The following is a 15622-nucleotide window of genomic DNA, read 5'->3' as shown; positions in this document are numbered from 1 at the left end:
TTCAGGGGGGCGGTCTCGATCCGGTCGATAAGGACAATGCCGTCCGCAGCATCCTCCCCCAGGACCTCGATCCCGAGGTGGAAACTGCTTACAGCACTCGCATGCTGAGCGAATCCCAGCGCGCGCTATTGGACATGACGTTCATGGACCTGCCGCAGCGCTGGCGGATGCACCTTCCGCCCATGCTGGTGCTCGGAGCGGGTCAGGACTCGGCGTTCTCCGTTGCTGAGGTCGAAGACACGGCGCGTACGTACGGCGCCGATCTCCAGATCTACCCGGAGATGGCGCACGCAATGATGCTGGAAACCGACTGGCCGTTAGTGGCTCGGGAAATCCGGGACTGGGTGTTGGCGCGCAGTGATGAGCTGATGGCAGCGTAGGTGGGCCGGGCCCGCAGTAACCCCGGGGCACGCGATCAGGATGCGGCGGCGGCCGCCGAAGCTCCAATGGGATGCGTCCCCGCGGATCCAGCTGGTAATGGTCTGAACACTCGCTCAATGCCTTGAGCGCATTCTCAATGGAGCGGTCTTCCCGAATCTCGAATGCGGCAATGCCGACACGGGCCATGTAAAAGGCACCCAGAGTGCCGCGCCTGAAGGCGAAATGCAGCCAACACACCCTCGGGTGAGAACCCTCTCTTACTTACGCCACACGCCACCGCCGCAGAAGGCTGGATACTCGCCCGGTTGGCTGCACCAGGACAACTGCCATGGTTACACGCAAGCTCGACACAACATCCGAACCGGTCACCTGGAACGGCTACTGGGCGCTCATTAAGAATCTCACTGGTATGCTGCGCGTGGGTGACCAGATCATCATCGACTTCGAGGTCGATCACTCTAACCTGGTGGTCTAACCTGGTGGTCCCGGTCGTCCTGCAGCGCCTGCGGGAATGCCTCCATGATCGCCCGTTCGTAGCCCATGGTGACTAAGCGCTGCATGGCGCCGCCTCGGAAGACGGGCACGGCACGGCCACCGCCAGACACGATGCCCGGCTTCCGTGCCGGGACAATGTCGTGAACTCTTCGAGTTCCAGGCCGGCGGCTCGGATCTGCGCTGTGAAGTCATCCGCGTACGTCACCCGGCCGAAGTCAATGCTCGTGAAGCGCTTCAGCATGGGCTTGAGGGTCTCCATCCACGGCGAGCGGTCTTGCTGGATGGTCTGGGTGAAGTAGATCCGCCCGCCCGGATTCAGAAGGGTGCAGCAATGGCGCAACGCCCGCTCCGGCTCCGGCAGAAGCATGAAGCTTGCCGAAAAGTACACCGCGTCGTACGGGCCACCAGCGTGATCGTAGACGGATTCCCGGTACGCCTGGACCCGCTCCCGCAGGCTGGACTGCTGGAGTCGTCTGCGGGCGCGGTCGATGTAGTCCGGGTCGATGTCGATGCCGGTAATCCGCACGCGCTTGCGTTCCACCAAATCGGCATTCGCCAACAGGGCACCGGCGGTACCAATGCCGACATCAAGCAGGGCAGCCCCCTCCGGCACGCGACTTAGCACCTCCGCGTACCACCGGGAGGTAAGCTTGGGGATCAGAGTGTCGTAGATGAGGCTTCGAATCACGGTCTCGGGGTGTTAAGCGGTACGACCAGGAGTATCATGGTAACAGGCACTCAGCAGGCGTACCGGAAAATCGCTGCACCGGACCTCCGGGCAGTCGAGTCCCGCCATGTGCCTGCACCGATTCGTTACCAATCGATCAATTCGCTATCCTGGGCGAAACGCCGTTTGAAGCACAGGGACTGCGCTTTGTTACCACTCCGATCGTCGGCCAGGAAAACGATTGATGCAGCCCACCCGGCAGCACCTCATTACCGGTGGTAACGACCAGCCGCTGATCCGAGAGCTCCTGGACGCGATTCACCACGCGGATGAGATCGAACTGGCCGTCGCCTTCATCAAGGTCAGCGGTCTGGAGCTCCTGTTCGACGCCCTCGCCCACCGCCTCGCTGATCCGCCTCCGGCAACCGTTCGCATCCTCACCAGCGATTATTTGGACGTGACGGATCCGCTGGCCCTGAGACGGCTCATGCTACTCAACGAGGCCGGCGCGGACGTTCGCATGTACGAAACCGGAAATCAGAGCTTCCATCTCAAGGCCTACATCTTCGTGCGCACGCGAAACGGTGTGCTCTGTGGCGATGCCTTCGTGGGCTCGAGCAACATCAGCCAAACCGCCCTTACCAGTGGCCTGGAATGGAACTACCGTGTGGTGGATTCCGGCCACGCCGACGACTCCGGGCGGCGCGGGTTCGCAGAGGTCCGCAAGGCTTTCCGGCGCCTGTTCCATGACCCCGCCGTGACCCCGCTGACCCACACGTGGGTCGAAGCCTACGAACGACGGCGCCGGGCGGATCTGCCCAGCATCGCCCCGGGAAGCGACGAACCGGAACCACCGCCGGCCCGACCCAGCGACGAACAGGACAAGGCCCTGGATGCCCTGGCAGCAACCCGCCGGGAGGGGTTCAGCCGCGGCCTGGTGGTGATGGCCACCGGTCTTGGCAAGACCTACCTGGCCGCTTTCGATGCACGGCAAATGGGGGCGGCGCGGGTCCTGTTCGTTGCCCACCGCGAGGAAATCCTGCTGCAGGCGGAGGCCACGTTCCAGCGGGTGCTGCCGCGGGTGCGCGTTGGCCGCTACTACGCAGACCGGCGCGAACAGGATGCCGACATGGTGTTCGCCTCTGTGCAGACGCTCCATCGCCAGGCGCATCTGCAGCAGTTCCCGCGGGACCATTTCGACTACATCGTCGTGGACGAATTTCACCACGCGGCGGCCAACACCTATCGCCGTCTGTTGCAACATTTCACGCCACGCTTCCTGCTGGGGCTGACAGCGACGCCGGACCGCTCGGATCAGGCTGACATTCTAGCGCTCTGCGACGACAACCTGGTCTACACCCGCGACCTCTTCGACGGTGTTCAATCCAACCTGCTCTGCCCGTTCGCCTACTACGGCATCTTCGACGAACATGTGGATTACGAGGAGATCCCCTGGCGCAACGGCAGATTCGACCCGAACACCCTGAGCACCAAGCTGGCGACTCTGGCCCGGGCACGCCATGCACTGCGCGAGTGGGAGGACAAGGCCGGTAGTCGAACGCTCGCCTTTTGCGTATCCACGTCACATGCCGATTTCATGACGGATCAGTTCGCGCGGGCCGGCGTCCCGGCGCTATCCGTGCACTCTCGCTCCGGAGTCAATCGCCACGAGGCGTTGGAACGATTGCGCCAGGGCACGACGCCAGTCATCTTCTCGGTTGATCTGTTCAACGAAGGTGTGGACGTACCGGACATCGACACCGTGCTGATGCTGCGACCCACCGATTCGAAGATTCTGTTTCTGCAACAGATCGGTCGCGGGTTAAGACCGGCTCCGAACAAGGAACGCCTGGTTATCCTGGACTTCATTGGCAATCACAAGGGCTTTATGAACAAGCCTCAGGCGCTCTTCCAGATCAGTGGCACCCGCAGCGCCATGGCGAAATTCGCCGAACGCACTGCGAGACAGGAACTGGAACTGCCACCCGGCTGCTACGTCAACTACGACCTGGCGCTGATCGAGTTCCTGAAGTCGCTCAGTCCGCGAGGCATTGCTGACGAATACGAGGGCCTGAAGGCCAGCATGGGACGGCGCCCCACCCTGCTGGAGATCTACCGCTCCGGCATCGCCATGGAACAGCTCCGGCGACAGTACGGCAGCTGGTGGGAGTTCATCGCCGAGCAGGGCGATCTTGCTCCCGGAGAATCCGGATGCCTGAAGGCGCAGCGTGTGTTCTTCCGCGAGGCGGAGACCACGGCCATGACCAAGTCCTTCAAGATGGTGCTGCTGGAGTCGTTGCTCGAGATGGATGGCTTCCAGTACCCACCCACCGTTGACGCCCTGGCCGCAGCCTCGCTGGACATTCTCCGCCGCCGGCCGGATCTGAGCGCCGATCTGCAGGGGCAGTTCGATGATCTGGACGCCGTTGATCCGACCGTCTGGCGAGCATACTGGGGAAAGAACCCCATCAAGGCCTGGACAGGGGGCAACACCGGCAGCCGGAAATCAACGTGGTTCAGGGTGGAGGAAGGTCGTTTCATCCCCGCATACACAGTCGCTGCCGCAGATCTGGAGGCCTTCACCGCCATGCTGCAGGAGATCGTCGACTACCGCCTGGCGCGATACCGGCAGACCCTTGACACGCCAACGTCTCAGACCAGCGGTGAGGTTGTCCCGTTTCCTGACCGTTCCGAGCGAACCCGACTGCCCTACTTCCCCAACATTCGCATCGCCTGCGGACACTTCAAGTCCGGCCGGGCGGATGCCGAGGAGTTCCGGCCCATCGGACCCGGACACGGGCGCATCGACCCGGACCGCCACTTCATTGCCCGCGCTTCCGGGGACTCCATGAGCGGCGGCCGGAACCCCATTCACGACGGTGACTACCTGCTGCTGGAACGCGTGACACCAACATCGGCAGGCTCGATCACGGGCAGTACCATGGTCATCGAACGCCAGGACACGGCGGGCGACGCCCAGTATCTGCTGCGCGTGATCACCAAGGGGAGTGACGGCAGTTACGTGCTCAAGGCGACCAATCCAGCGTACGAGGACCTGATCGCCGATGACTCCATGCGCACTCTGGCCCGCCTGCACGCGGTGCTCGACGCCCTGGAACTCGCCGTCGGGCAGGAGTTCATGCGCGAGGACATACCGGAGCTGTTCGGGGCGACCTACAACCCCGGCAGCTGGCAGAGCGGCCACGTCGTGCTTCGCGAACGCAACGCCCACATCCTGTTGGTGACGCTCAACAAGCAGGGCAAGGGCACCGACCACCGCTACCGCGACTATTTCATCGACGACCACACCTTCCACTGGCAGACGCAGAACAGCACCACCGCGCAGAGCCGCCGCGGCCGGGAGCTCATCGAGCATCAAACCCGGCGCATGGGGATTCACCTGTTCGTGCGCGAAAACAAGCTCGGCCCGGATGGCAAGGCGGCCCCATTTTGCTATGTGGGTCCGGTGGAATATGTTACCCACGAGGGGGAGGCCCCCATGAGTGTTACGTTCCGGCTGCAGTAAACGTCGCCTTCCCGGCGGTGGCACGAGGGGTCAACGCCGCACCAACACCACTGTTTCCCAACTTACCTCCCCCCGTCCCAGCCGATCACCGACCGAGGCCTCAAAGCACGGCACCAGCCCGCAAGTCAGGGCAAGCACGTCAAGCTCGCGACGATCGCACGGGTAGAAGGTGCGGTCGTCCGTGGCCGGGCCATGCCGCAAGGTAATCACCAGTCTGCCCGACGGCGCCAGCAGGCCGGATAGGCGCGTCATGGCCTGCGAGCGCGACGCCGGTGGCAGGTGCATCCAGACCGCCGAGAGCAGGATCAGGCCGTACCCGTCACCGCTCGAGGCGACGCCTTCGAGGCGAGGCAGCGCGCTGTCCACCCACTGCACGCCCTTCGGCCCGTTTTCTGATGCGGCCAACCGGCGCAACGCGTCTGCCGGCTCGACGGCGGTCACCCGCCAGCCCAGCGCGGCCAGCGCCCGGGCATCGCGGCCACTCCCGGAACCGACATCCAGTGCACAGCCCGCCTCCGACGGGATGCAGTGACGCCAGTGGCCGTGGACATCCTCGAAGCGGATGGACTCGTACTGCCGGAAAAACGCCTCGGCCCGTTCGGAATAGACGTTGATGGACGGTGTATTCTTCCAAAGGGCGGTCATCAGTGCACCGGTCATGGGAAGGCGCGGTTGGCCCCGTGCGTAGCGGGTGCACCCGTGAATCCACCACGGGTCGGGGCTTGGTTCCGGCAAGGTTAGCATCGGGCGAGCACACTTGAGGGGCTTTCCCGATACCGGGACGCAGTTGCACTTCACGACGTTCCGACCAGGGTTCCCGTCGTGATCAGTAAGATCCGCGGGAAGCACGTTGAACTCCTCCTCGGAACTGGCGCGGTCCACTTCGTCCGCGAGGGCAGGCCGCCGGCGCAGCTCACCGATGCTGGCATCCGCTGCCTCAAGGAGCTCACGTCGCTGCGCGAGGAGCAACTGCCGGAAATACTCCAACTGCTCCCGGCTCATGTAGTCTTCACCGGGCATCGCGAAAAGCTCCACCTCAGTCGGTACCCCGGATCGTTCCTCCGTTGCGCTCATGCGGGCACCTCCCCCTCTTGACGAGCGAATTCCCACCGCGGAAACGGGTCTGGCAGGGCACGCCACCCCTTGGGGCCCAGTGCCAGCTCCTCGTCCGTCAGGAGGCATGCGTCCAACCGGTAACGCAGCGCGTCCTCGTCCATGTTCATGCCGATCAGAACCAGCTCCTGCTGGCGATCGCCGTACGGCTGCCTCCGACGACCGCGTATGGTCGCGAGCAGCTCCGGGTCCGACGGCCAGTCGGCGGGGTCGATGTCGGCCCACCAGATTCCCGCCAGCCCGTGGCGCGCGACGGTGCCCGCCTGGGACCAATTCCCCACCATGTCCGGACGGGACGCCAGCCAGAACAATCCCTTCGAGCGGATCACGCCCGGCCATTCGCACTGGACCCAGTCCCAGAAGCGCTGTGGATGAAAGGGCCGCCGCGCCCGGTAGACAAAGTGTCCGATCCCGTACTCCTCGGTCTCGGGAACCATCTCTTCCTGGAGGCTCGCGAGCCAGCCGGGGGCACTGGCGGCGGCATCAAAGTCGAACAGGCCAGTATCGAGGATCTGCTCCAGCGGCACCTGCCCGAACTCGCTGCGCACGATCCGGGCGCGGGCATTCAGGCTGCGCAGGATGGCCTCCAGGCGCTCCAGCTCGCTGCGGTCGACCAGGTCCGTCTTGTTCAGCACCAGCACATCGGCGAACTCGACCTGATCCACCAGCAGGTCGACCACGGTGCGCTCGTCCTCCTCGCCCGCGGACTCCCCGCGGTTGGAGAGCTCGTCGCGGGAGCCGTAATCGGCGAGGAAATTCCGGGCGTCCACCACCGTGACCAGGGTATCCAGCCGGGCGACATCAGCCAGGCTGACACCGCTTTCATCGCGGAAGGTGAACGTCTCCGCCACGGGCATGGGCTCCGAGATCCCGGTGGACTCGATGAGCAGATAGTCAAAGCGCCCTTCGCCGGCGAGGCGACTGACCTCCTGCAGCAGGTCGTCACGGAGCGTGCAACAGATGCAGCCGTTGCTCATCTCCACCAGCTTCTCGTCCGCGCGCGAGAGCGACGCCGTGCTGTTGCGCACCTCGTTGGCGTCGATGTTGACTTCCGACATGTCGTTGACGATAACGGCGACCCGCTGGCCGGCACGGTGGTGCAACACATGGTTCAGCAGCGTGGTCTTGCCGGCACCGAGAAAGCCGGACAGCACGGTGACGGGAAGTCGCCCGGTCACCGGAGATCCATACACGGACATGGACACGGCACTCCTGTGATGAATGATCAAGCGTTACGATAGAAATCAGGCATCGAGACAGAACAGAATGCGGGTCTCCGCCAGGTTCTCTACCGGCGGGGACCGGTGTACAAGGCCGCTCCCGTTGTTACCCGGGAAGCGGTTGCCTTTCATGATCCCGACCCAGAACGGCTCCAGCCGCTGCGCGGGGCCGACACGCATCACGTCCTCGTTCGGACGGCCACTGGCGAGCGCCTGGCGATCGACCTGCGAGTTGGTCAGCCACTGCGTCGCCGGCCCGCGGTAGGCGCACAGAAGCCGCAGATCATTACGGTCCACATGGAAACGCGGACACATCGTGTCATCCATCGCTTCGAGACGCGGCTGCAGGGACGACTTGCCGGCAATACCGGCAAAAACGCCGACAAGACCGGACATATCCGCTATCCAGCGCGCCAGGGCTGCAGCATTCAGACCCGCCGAACACAGAGCCCGTGTGAGAGTCACATCGACGTTCGTCACGGCGGTGTTCAGCCGAATCGTCACGGCCCACTCTCGGTCGAGATGAGTGAGTTCCTGGCACAGTTCGGGCACTGGAGAGCGGCGCCAGGTGGCCATATTCAAGCCGTGGTCAAGTATGTGCTCGAGTGTTCCGCACTCCAGACCTTCGACGGATGCCCCAAGACTCGAGGGTAATGCCGGATTGCCGGAAATCGTCATTGCTTCCATTTGCCGAAACAGTTCTTGGCTCCAGGTGACAGAATGATATGTTATAACTTTGCATTCATGCAAGAGATAAACGCCGCATTGAGCATTGCCTCACGCGGTGCTTCCCGGTTCGCGAGATCCGCCCCGGTTCTGGGGCATTTTCAGCATGATCAAACCCGACGTCGCAGGCGCGGGACGTCCGCTACGACATCGACAAACCGTCGTGGACGGCAACGCAGCGCTTGATCCACCTCTGCTGTCGCTATCGAGTGCTTGCCCGAGCACAGGCTCGCGGACTTATGCTGCAATCGTGAAGGCCGCAGCGCGTGCCGGAGTGGGTCGACTACGCGTTTGTGAATGCGTTGCCCAGCAGCTGCCCCCCAGTCCAGACGATCAGGGGCCGGATATCGGCCGCACTGCCTCGCGGCAGTGCGGCTGCGTCGGGCTTACTCGGGAGTGATCTGATAGATTTCACCTTCATCAACGGCAACGTACAGATCGCCGTCCGGCCCCTGCACCACTGACCGAAAGCGAGCCGGGCCCATGGGCACGGACATCGTGGTGACGTCGACAGACAAGCGGTCTTCGGCGATATCGAGCAGGTCAAGTCGCTGTCCGATCGGCGTGTCCCCGAATCCGATCCCCAGGAAGCCGACAACCATCTTGCCTTCCCAGCCCTTCCACTGCGAACCGGTCAGGAACTCGGCGGACGACATGCCCTGGGACTTCTTGTCGTTGTCCCAGGCCGGGCGTATCGCGTCGGGGAAACGTTCGGTGTCCGTCATCGGCATGAAAGCCCTGCGCTCTTCCGGATCCATGCCCTCCATTTGGTCCGGCATGTAACCACAGTAGTGGTCTGGGCAGTCGCCACGGCCGCCAACATTGGGGCGCGGATCCCACCCGGCGTTACCACCATTTTCCAGCACCTTCACCTCGTCGGAGTGCCAGGGTCCGTGTTCTGCTACGAACGTCTCGTGTGTGTCCGGGTGGAAGGCGATCCCCTGCACATTGCGATGACCGTAGGTGAAAATCCGTTGATTGAAGCCATCGGGCGGGTTGTTGTCGGACGCCGCGTTGCCGTCCCGGTCGATACGCAGCACTTTACCGCCGAGGCGCGTCGGGTGTTGCGGTATCTCCCCGTCGTGGTTATCGCCGGTGGTCACGTACAGATAACCATCGCCCGGATTGAAGCGGATACGCCCTCCATTGTGCGCGCCCGCGTCGCCAAACGGGTGATCGCTCTCGGTTTGCTTGTAGGGAATGTCCTCGACGATATCTGTGCGGTCCGAGACATCGCTGAAATCGTCGTTAACCGTCAGCCGTATCACGCGGTTTTTGTGGAGTGGCGTGATGCGGGATGCCGAGTACACGTAGACGTACCGGTTGTCGTCGAAGTCGGGATCGACCGCTACCCCGTTCATGCCGGCCTGACCATGGCAGAACAGGTCGTCCGCGGTGGTGGCATAGTCCTCGGTATCTTCCATGCCAAGCAAGGGGTTCACGTCGCCTGAGGGGAGCCGCACCGAGAGGCCGTGGCACTTCTCAGTGAAGAACATGGTCCCATCCGGCAGAAAGGCCATGTCCCACGGATCCTTCAGATCGGACAACACGGTGGTATAACTCAACTCGGGAGCGTCGGCGTCTGAGTTGTCAGCAACTGCCAAGCCTGGCGCCATGGCAGATGCCAGGAACGCGCAGAGCGACAACCCGGTTATGCGTTGAATCATGGATGCTCCTCCTTATCACAGTTGAACTTCTTATCTTATACTTGAACTTCTTTAAGTAACCTCCTACCGCAGCGCGGGTCGTTCGACTTAGGCCATCACGGCCACGTGTTATCAACGGCCCTCAGTTCACTCGAAAGTCGTCGAGATGTAGGCAGCGAGATCGGCGATATCATCATCGGACAAGTCGGTGGCCATGGGCGCCATCAGTGGGGTGTTGGGCCCAACCTTTTCTCCAGCGCGGTACTGTGTGAGACGCTTGGCGATGTAGTCCGCATCCTGACCCGCTATCGACGGAAAACTCCCCATGCCCTGCCCCGAACCACCGTGGCAGTGGGCGCAGGACTGAGTATAAATCGCTTCTCCAGCTGAGATGTCCTCAGCCTGGGCCTGCGCCATAACCAGGGTCAGGGCCGTGCCAATGATGAGAGCCATCTGCCTCTTCATTGAGGTCTCCGCACGATAGATTGAGCGTATTATTCTTCGCCTCACCAGAGAACCTGGAGCTGCCGCCGTGTTGCCCCTCCGCTCCGATTGAGCCGCCCACCCCAGTTTTGTATCAGCCCGCTCAGTTTCGTATAGTCCTCAGGCCCCCGGCCGTCAATGCCAGCACTGACCATCGCGGCGAGTCGGTGACGACCAGGAGTGACGACCGGGACACCCGCCACGTGCGCGCTCGAGACTCAGCACTGCGGGTCGTGCTGCCCTTGGCCATCGCGCGGCAGCTCCCCGCATTAAGAGCTGCAGGAGAACCCCTTCAGGGAAGAGGGTTTCAGAACCGCGCACGAACGCCCGCGACGAAGTTCCTCTCCGGCGCGGGCTCGAAGTAGTTCCGGTTGTCATCGTTGATGCGCACGTTGCTGAAGTATTCCTTGTTGGTCACGTTGTTCACGCCCAAAAAGGTTTCCAGGTCCAAATTACGGCTGGTCTGGCGGGTGCCGATGCGCGCGTTGACGATGCCATAGCCCGAGACACGGTCCTCGTTGCCGCTGTCGGCGTAGACACGGCCGACGATCAGGCCGTCGACAATGGCGTACACCCCGCCGGGATCACGCCAGGCAAGTTCGCCGAACAGCTGATGGTCGGGCAGTCCCGGCAGGCGGTTGCCGTCGAACTGCTCTCCGTCGTCCTCGAAATCCCGGTAACGGAATCGTGAGGCGGTATAAGCGCCGGTGAAGGACAGCTCCGGCAAGAAGAAATACTCGACCCCCAATTCAAGCCCTTCCCGGCGGGTACGGCCGGCATTGCCGAACTCGTTGGCGTTGTCCAGGGAACCGGTCACGACGATCTCGTCGCGGGTATCCACTCGGAACACGGCCAAGTCATACTGGGCGCGCTCCCCCAGAAAGCCCTTGATGCCGATCTCGACATTCGTCGCTCGTTGCGGGTCCAGCCCCGGATCGAACCCCTCTTCCGGCGAGGCGGGGTCATAGAACTCCGTGAACGTGGGCGTCTCGAAGGAGTTGGCAACGTTCGCGTACAGCCTATGATCCGCAGTGAGCTCATAACCCAGCCCGGCAACGGCGCTGAATTCATCGAAGTCACGGGTACCGGAGGCCGCACCGGCTTGCTGACGGTCCTCGATGCGGAAACCCACCCGATCGTAGCGGCCGCCCAGGGTCAGATCCGTACGCTCGGTCAGCGTGATATCCGTCTGAGCGTACACACCGACCGAGGTGGCCGTCTCGATGGAATCCTGCGTCTGACCCGTCTGCTCGCCGGCTGGGTTGACCGTGTAGCGCTGGCGGTCGTCGCGCTGGCGCGCCGCCTCGACGCCCACGGTGTACAGAGTTGGCATTCCCAGGAACGAGAACCGATCGGTGTAATCCGTGCCGGCGCCGAAGAAGTCGCGGTCGAACTCGATCAGACTGGGACCCGGGAAGGGCAACTGCTGACGGAAATCCCGGTTGGTGTAGAAGGTGCGGGCGGTGAATTCACCGGGCAGGCTCCCGCCGTCGCGGTAGATCAGGCCGATGCGCTGCTGCTCGACCTGCTGTCCGGAGTCCAGGTTCGTCGCAATGGCCCGGGCCTGCCGGCGGTCCTCGCGGGCCGCCGCGCGACTCAAGCCGGCAGGGTCCTGGCCCACCGGCTGGTCCAGCGCCGTAAAGACGGTGGTCAGGCTGCGTGTAGGGTCAAAATCGTACCGCACCTTCGCGTTGACCAGGCTCTTCTCCGTGCGACTGTGCTCCCGGTAGCCCTCGTACTGCAGATCCCAGGCGCTGACATGGGCGTTCCACGGGCCGAATTGCCCGCCGCCCATGACGCCATAGCGCTGGAAATCATGGCTTCCAACGGTGCCGCGCAACTCTACGTCGGGCTCGGCGGGGCCGTCCTTCGTGCGAACATCCACCACACCACCTGCGGCATTGCCGTAGAGCGCCGATGAGGGGCCGCGAATCACCTCCACTCGCTCGGCCGACTCCAGGTCGATGGCATCGACCTGGGACTGACCGTCCGGCAGCGTTTCGGGAATCCCATCAACCAGGATGCGAATACCGCGCACACCGAATGGCGCGCGTGCGCCGAAGCCACGGATGGACAGTCGCAGGTTCTGAGCGAAGTTGTAGCGATTCTGGAAGAACACGCCGGGGAGGCGATTGAGGGATTCGTCGAGTTGCAGCTGCTGGCGCCCCTGCTGGATCTCATCCTCGTCCACAAAGCCAACCGCCGCGGGTGTCTCCTGGAGATCCCGCTCGAGGCGAGGGGACGTGACCGTGATCGGCTCGAGCCGGGCACCCTGGTCGGCCGCAGCGCCCAAAGGCAGCATTGTCGACACAACCGCCAGAGGCAACAGCGGTACTCCTCGCCATCTCGTCGTCATCTGTCTTGCCTCTCCGAAGAAAAGTAGAGAATCACGCCCCTTCTTGCATGACTTGAGCCGGGCTTAACCACTGGCTCTTCCCCTGCAAAGGCCGAGCTTCGCGAGCCCTAAGGTAGACGAGTGCGGGTAGGTCAGCGCGCCGCGAGCGTGCTGAAGTCATCGCGATACCCCCGCAGGCGATCTCGAACGCTGCTGCGCTGCTGGTCGTTCAGTCCGGCGAGCAGGCCGTGTGTGCAGTCGATCCAGACCGCACGACTCTCCGCGCGCGCCCGCTGTAGAAGCTCCGGGCGCGCATCGGCGTCGAGCCACCATTCCCGCAGGAACGTCTCGATTTGTTCCGGCGCCGAATCGCCACGCAAGAGTGTCACGAACTGGTCATCACGCCTGGCACGCCATTCAAGCCATTGGTCAGTGACATCGGGAAGCCGCCCATGGCATGCCTTGAACTGCTCTTGCTGAGCCTCGGAAAGATCGCCGGTCCACGCCTCCACCCGGTCCATGGCACGACTTGCACCCTCGGGAGCGATATCCTCGGCATATTCCGTACGGCCGTCGGCGAGCTGCTGCTCCAGGTGTTTGATCTGCGCCGGTGACAGCGTGCGTAGCGTCGCCGCGGCCAGCGGGATCAGGTCATCCACCGTGGCCCGGAGCAACGCTTCACCGGCTTGAAAGCGGGACTCCACCTCGTCTCGCCCGGGAGCCGGGCTGTCCAGCAAAGACTCGGCATCATCCAGCAACGCGACCAGTTCCGGCAGGCGCTCCGTGCGGTGGAAATCCCGGTAGTCCTGGAAGTCCGCACGGACATCACGGCGCTGGTGCCCCTCCAGGTCCAGGTAGCTGGCGACGCGCCGAGCTGCGAACCAGTCGCCGTACTCATAGGCGAATTCCAGCCGGCTGCAAGCCGAGAGCGTGAGGGCCACCATGATCAGCAGCCCGAAAAGACGCAAGCAGGACATTGATGGCACCTCACGCTGCGAGGAAGAAGCAGGCACAGGTCGAGCTTGCCTCGAGAGTGTGCCCACATTGGTAATAGAGACGGACGTACCGCGCACTGGATTGACCACCGGCACGGGGACCGGTTCACCGCTCGCAAAACCAACTGTACTGAAAGCCCTCCGGATCGCTGGCCTTGTACTCCTGCCAGAGCAGCATCAGCGTCACCCCCGGACGCTTGAGCTCCCGGTGCACATGGCTCCACCACCCTGTTCCAGGGGTTGACGACTTCCCGTGGAGAGGCATGGCGAAGCCAAGCGCGGCTGCTAACGAACATGCCCTGTTTCGTCCAACGCTTGACAACAATGAGGGTTATCACGAATACTTGTATTCGTACTTCTACGAACTGCGAATTGATTATGATCGATAACTGCTGCAGCAGGGAAACCGACGGAGATACTGCTGGCACCGCACAGATCACGGACGGTGAGCTGGCAGCGCTGTGCAAGGCACTGGGACACCCGGCGCGGGTGAGAATTCTCCGCCACCTGGCGGGACACGGGACGTGTTTCTTTGGCGACCTCGCCCCCGTGGTCTCCTTGTCTCCGTCTACGGTCTCCCAGCACGTCACCATGCTCAAGGAAGCGGGGCTCATCATGAGCTGGGCCGATGAGCGCCGGGTGTGCTACTGCGTCAATCCGGACCGTCTGGCGCTGCTCAAGCGTCTCATCGAAGCGTTGTAATATTCTTTGCTCAATCTGTTCGTATTTCGTCGAATTACGCAAGGAGGAATCATGAATCAGCCACACACCATCTCGAACGACGATCCAGTCGCGGTCATCGGTGCGGGCCCGGTGGGCCTGGCCGCCGCGGCACACCTCCTTGAACAGGGCCTCGAGCCCGTGATCTTCGAGGTCGACCCCGCTCCGGGGAGGACGTTCCGGGACGTTGCCCACGTTCGGCTGTTCTCCCCATGGCGCTACAACATCGATGATGCGGCGGGGCGGCTGCTCGATGCAGTGGGATGGCAGCGGCCCGATCCAAATGCTCTGCCAACGGCCGGCGAACTGCTCCACCGTTACCTGGAGCCACTGGCGGCGCATCCCGACCTGGCGAAGCGCCTGCGACTTGCAACCCGGGTGACCGGCATCACTCGTCAGGGGGTCGACAAGGTCAGGACCCGCGGGCGCGACGCGCACCCCTTGCTGCTGCGGGTGAGCAATGGCGCAGGCCGAGACGAGGAGCACCTCGCCGCGGCAGTCCTTGATGCCACCGGCACCTGGGCACACCCCAACCCGCTGGGCGCCAGCGGCCTGCCGGCCATGGGCGAGGAACAGTTTGCGGAGTGGATCAGCTACGGCATGCCCGACGTGCTCGGACGTGAGCGCACTTACTACGAGGGGCGCACGATACTGGTCGTCGGTGCCGGTCACTCTGCAGCCGGTAATCTGCTCGCGCTGGCGAAGCTGGCGGACGTCCACCCGGGCACACGGATTCACTGGGCCGTACGCGGCGCGACACCCCATCGCCTGCTCGGCCAGACCGGCAAGGACAGTCTGCCCGCCCGGGGTGCGCTCGGCGAGCGGGTCAACGCCTTGCTGCGCTCCGGACACCTCACCCCGCATGCAGGCTTTCCGATCCAGGAGATTCGTGCGAGCGACGGCCGCATGATGGTAATTCCCACGTCCAATTCCGGCCGTGAACCACTCCAAGGGATCGACCGAATTATCGCCGCCACCGGCTCGCGCCCGGACATGGCGCTCGCCCGCGAACTCCGCGTCCAGCTCGACCCGGCTTTGGAGTGCGTGCCAGCCCTGGCGCCGCTGGTGGATCCGAACGAGCACAGTTGCGGCACGGTGGCGCCGCACGGGCACCGCGAGCTGGCCCAACCCGAGCCTGGATTCTACATCGTCGGCGCCAAGAGCTACGGGCGGGCACCCACATTCCTGATGAGCACGGGTTACGAACAGGTGCGCTCCATCGCCGCTGCCCTCGGCGGTGATCTCCCGGCCGCGGACAACGTCGCGTTGGAGCTGCCCGCAACCGGCGTGTGTGGTGCGCCGGGCACGGGCGCAC

Annotated in this window: 13 protein-coding genes; 5 read left to right on the top strand and 8 right to left on the bottom strand. The window is 63.5% G+C overall.

Annotated features, from left to right (window positions below):
• Both QZT63_RS14735 and QZT63_RS14730 read left to right on the top strand, forming a co-directional pair.
• The coding region (locus QZT63_RS14735; protein ID WP_290652249.1) for a hypothetical protein at positions 1–380 on the top strand (380 nt) is incomplete at its 5' end.
• Between the two features lie 329 nt (positions 381–709).
• Positions 710–856 (top strand): hypothetical protein, encoded by a 147-nt coding sequence (locus tag QZT63_RS14730; protein ID WP_290652248.1) that lies wholly within the window; start codon positions 710–712, stop codon positions 854–856.
• 72 nt (positions 857–928) lie between these two features.
• Here the strand turns inward: QZT63_RS14730 and QZT63_RS14725 are convergent, their stop codons facing one another.
• Positions 929–1564: a class I SAM-dependent methyltransferase gene (locus QZT63_RS14725; RefSeq protein ID WP_290652247.1), complete on the bottom strand. Its 636-nt coding sequence runs from the start codon at positions 1562–1564 to the stop codon at positions 929–931.
• A gap of 223 nt (positions 1565–1787) precedes the next feature.
• Between QZT63_RS14725 and QZT63_RS14720 the strand changes: the two genes are divergently transcribed.
• Entirely contained in the window at positions 1788–5069 is a 3282-nt protein-coding gene (locus tag QZT63_RS14720) for a DUF3427 domain-containing protein (RefSeq protein ID WP_290652246.1), read from the top strand.
• Positions 5070–5099: 30 nt separating this feature from the next.
• Here the strand turns inward: QZT63_RS14720 and QZT63_RS14715 are convergent, their stop codons facing one another.
• The 7 genes from QZT63_RS14715 to QZT63_RS14685 all read right to left on the bottom strand — a co-directional run bounded on the left by QZT63_RS14715 (position 5100) and on the right by QZT63_RS14685 (position 13569).
• Positions 5100–6143 carry a methyltransferase domain-containing protein gene (locus tag QZT63_RS14715; RefSeq protein ID WP_290652245.1) on the bottom strand — a complete coding sequence of 348 codons (1044 nt, stop codon included), beginning with the start codon at positions 6141–6143 and terminating at the stop codon, positions 5100–5102.
• Positions 6140–7381 carry a zinc metallochaperone GTPase ZigA gene (gene zigA, locus QZT63_RS14710; RefSeq protein ID WP_290652244.1) on the bottom strand — a complete coding sequence of 414 codons (1242 nt, stop codon included), beginning with the start codon at positions 7379–7381 and terminating at the stop codon, positions 6140–6142. The genes QZT63_RS14715 and zigA overlap by 4 nt, the downstream gene beginning before the upstream one ends.
• A gap of 45 nt (positions 7382–7426) precedes the next feature.
• Positions 7427–8080, bottom strand: coding sequence for a DUF1826 domain-containing protein (locus tag QZT63_RS14705; RefSeq protein ID WP_290652250.1), 654 nt, complete (start codon positions 8078–8080; stop codon positions 7427–7429).
• A 434-nt stretch (positions 8081–8514) separates the two neighbouring features.
• Positions 8515–9744 carry a PQQ-dependent sugar dehydrogenase gene (locus tag QZT63_RS14700; protein WP_290652243.1) on the bottom strand — a complete coding sequence of 410 codons (1230 nt, stop codon included), beginning with the start codon at positions 9742–9744 and terminating at the stop codon, positions 8515–8517.
• A 177-nt stretch (positions 9745–9921) separates the two neighbouring features.
• Positions 9922–10239, bottom strand: coding sequence for a c-type cytochrome (locus QZT63_RS14695; protein WP_290652242.1), 318 nt, complete (start codon positions 10237–10239; stop codon positions 9922–9924).
• Between the two features lie 325 nt (positions 10240–10564).
• Complete coding sequence (locus QZT63_RS14690) at positions 10565–12559, bottom strand: TonB-dependent receptor (RefSeq protein WP_290652241.1); 1995 nt, start codon at positions 12557–12559, stop codon at positions 10565–10567.
• Between the two features lie 185 nt (positions 12560–12744).
• Positions 12745–13569: a DUF6279 family lipoprotein gene (locus QZT63_RS14685; RefSeq protein ID WP_290652240.1), complete on the bottom strand. Its 825-nt coding sequence runs from the start codon at positions 13567–13569 to the stop codon at positions 12745–12747.
• A gap of 396 nt (positions 13570–13965) precedes the next feature.
• Between QZT63_RS14685 and QZT63_RS14680 the strand changes: the two genes are divergently transcribed.
• Positions 13966–14289, top strand: a complete 324-nt coding sequence (locus tag QZT63_RS14680) for a metalloregulator ArsR/SmtB family transcription factor (RefSeq protein WP_290652239.1) — start codon at positions 13966–13968, stop codon at positions 14287–14289.
• Positions 14290–14340: 51 nt separating this feature from the next.
• Positions 14341–15622, top strand: a 1282-nt coding sequence (locus QZT63_RS14675) for an NAD(P)-binding protein (RefSeq protein ID WP_290652238.1), incomplete at its 3' end; no start/stop codon positions are given.

This window comes from Aquisalimonas sp. (assembly GCF_007120195.1).
GTDB lineage: Bacteria > Pseudomonadota > Gammaproteobacteria > Nitrococcales > Aquisalimonadaceae > Aquisalimonas.
Note: the sequence above shows the minus strand (reverse complement) of the source record. Positions and strands in the feature narration are given on the sequence as shown.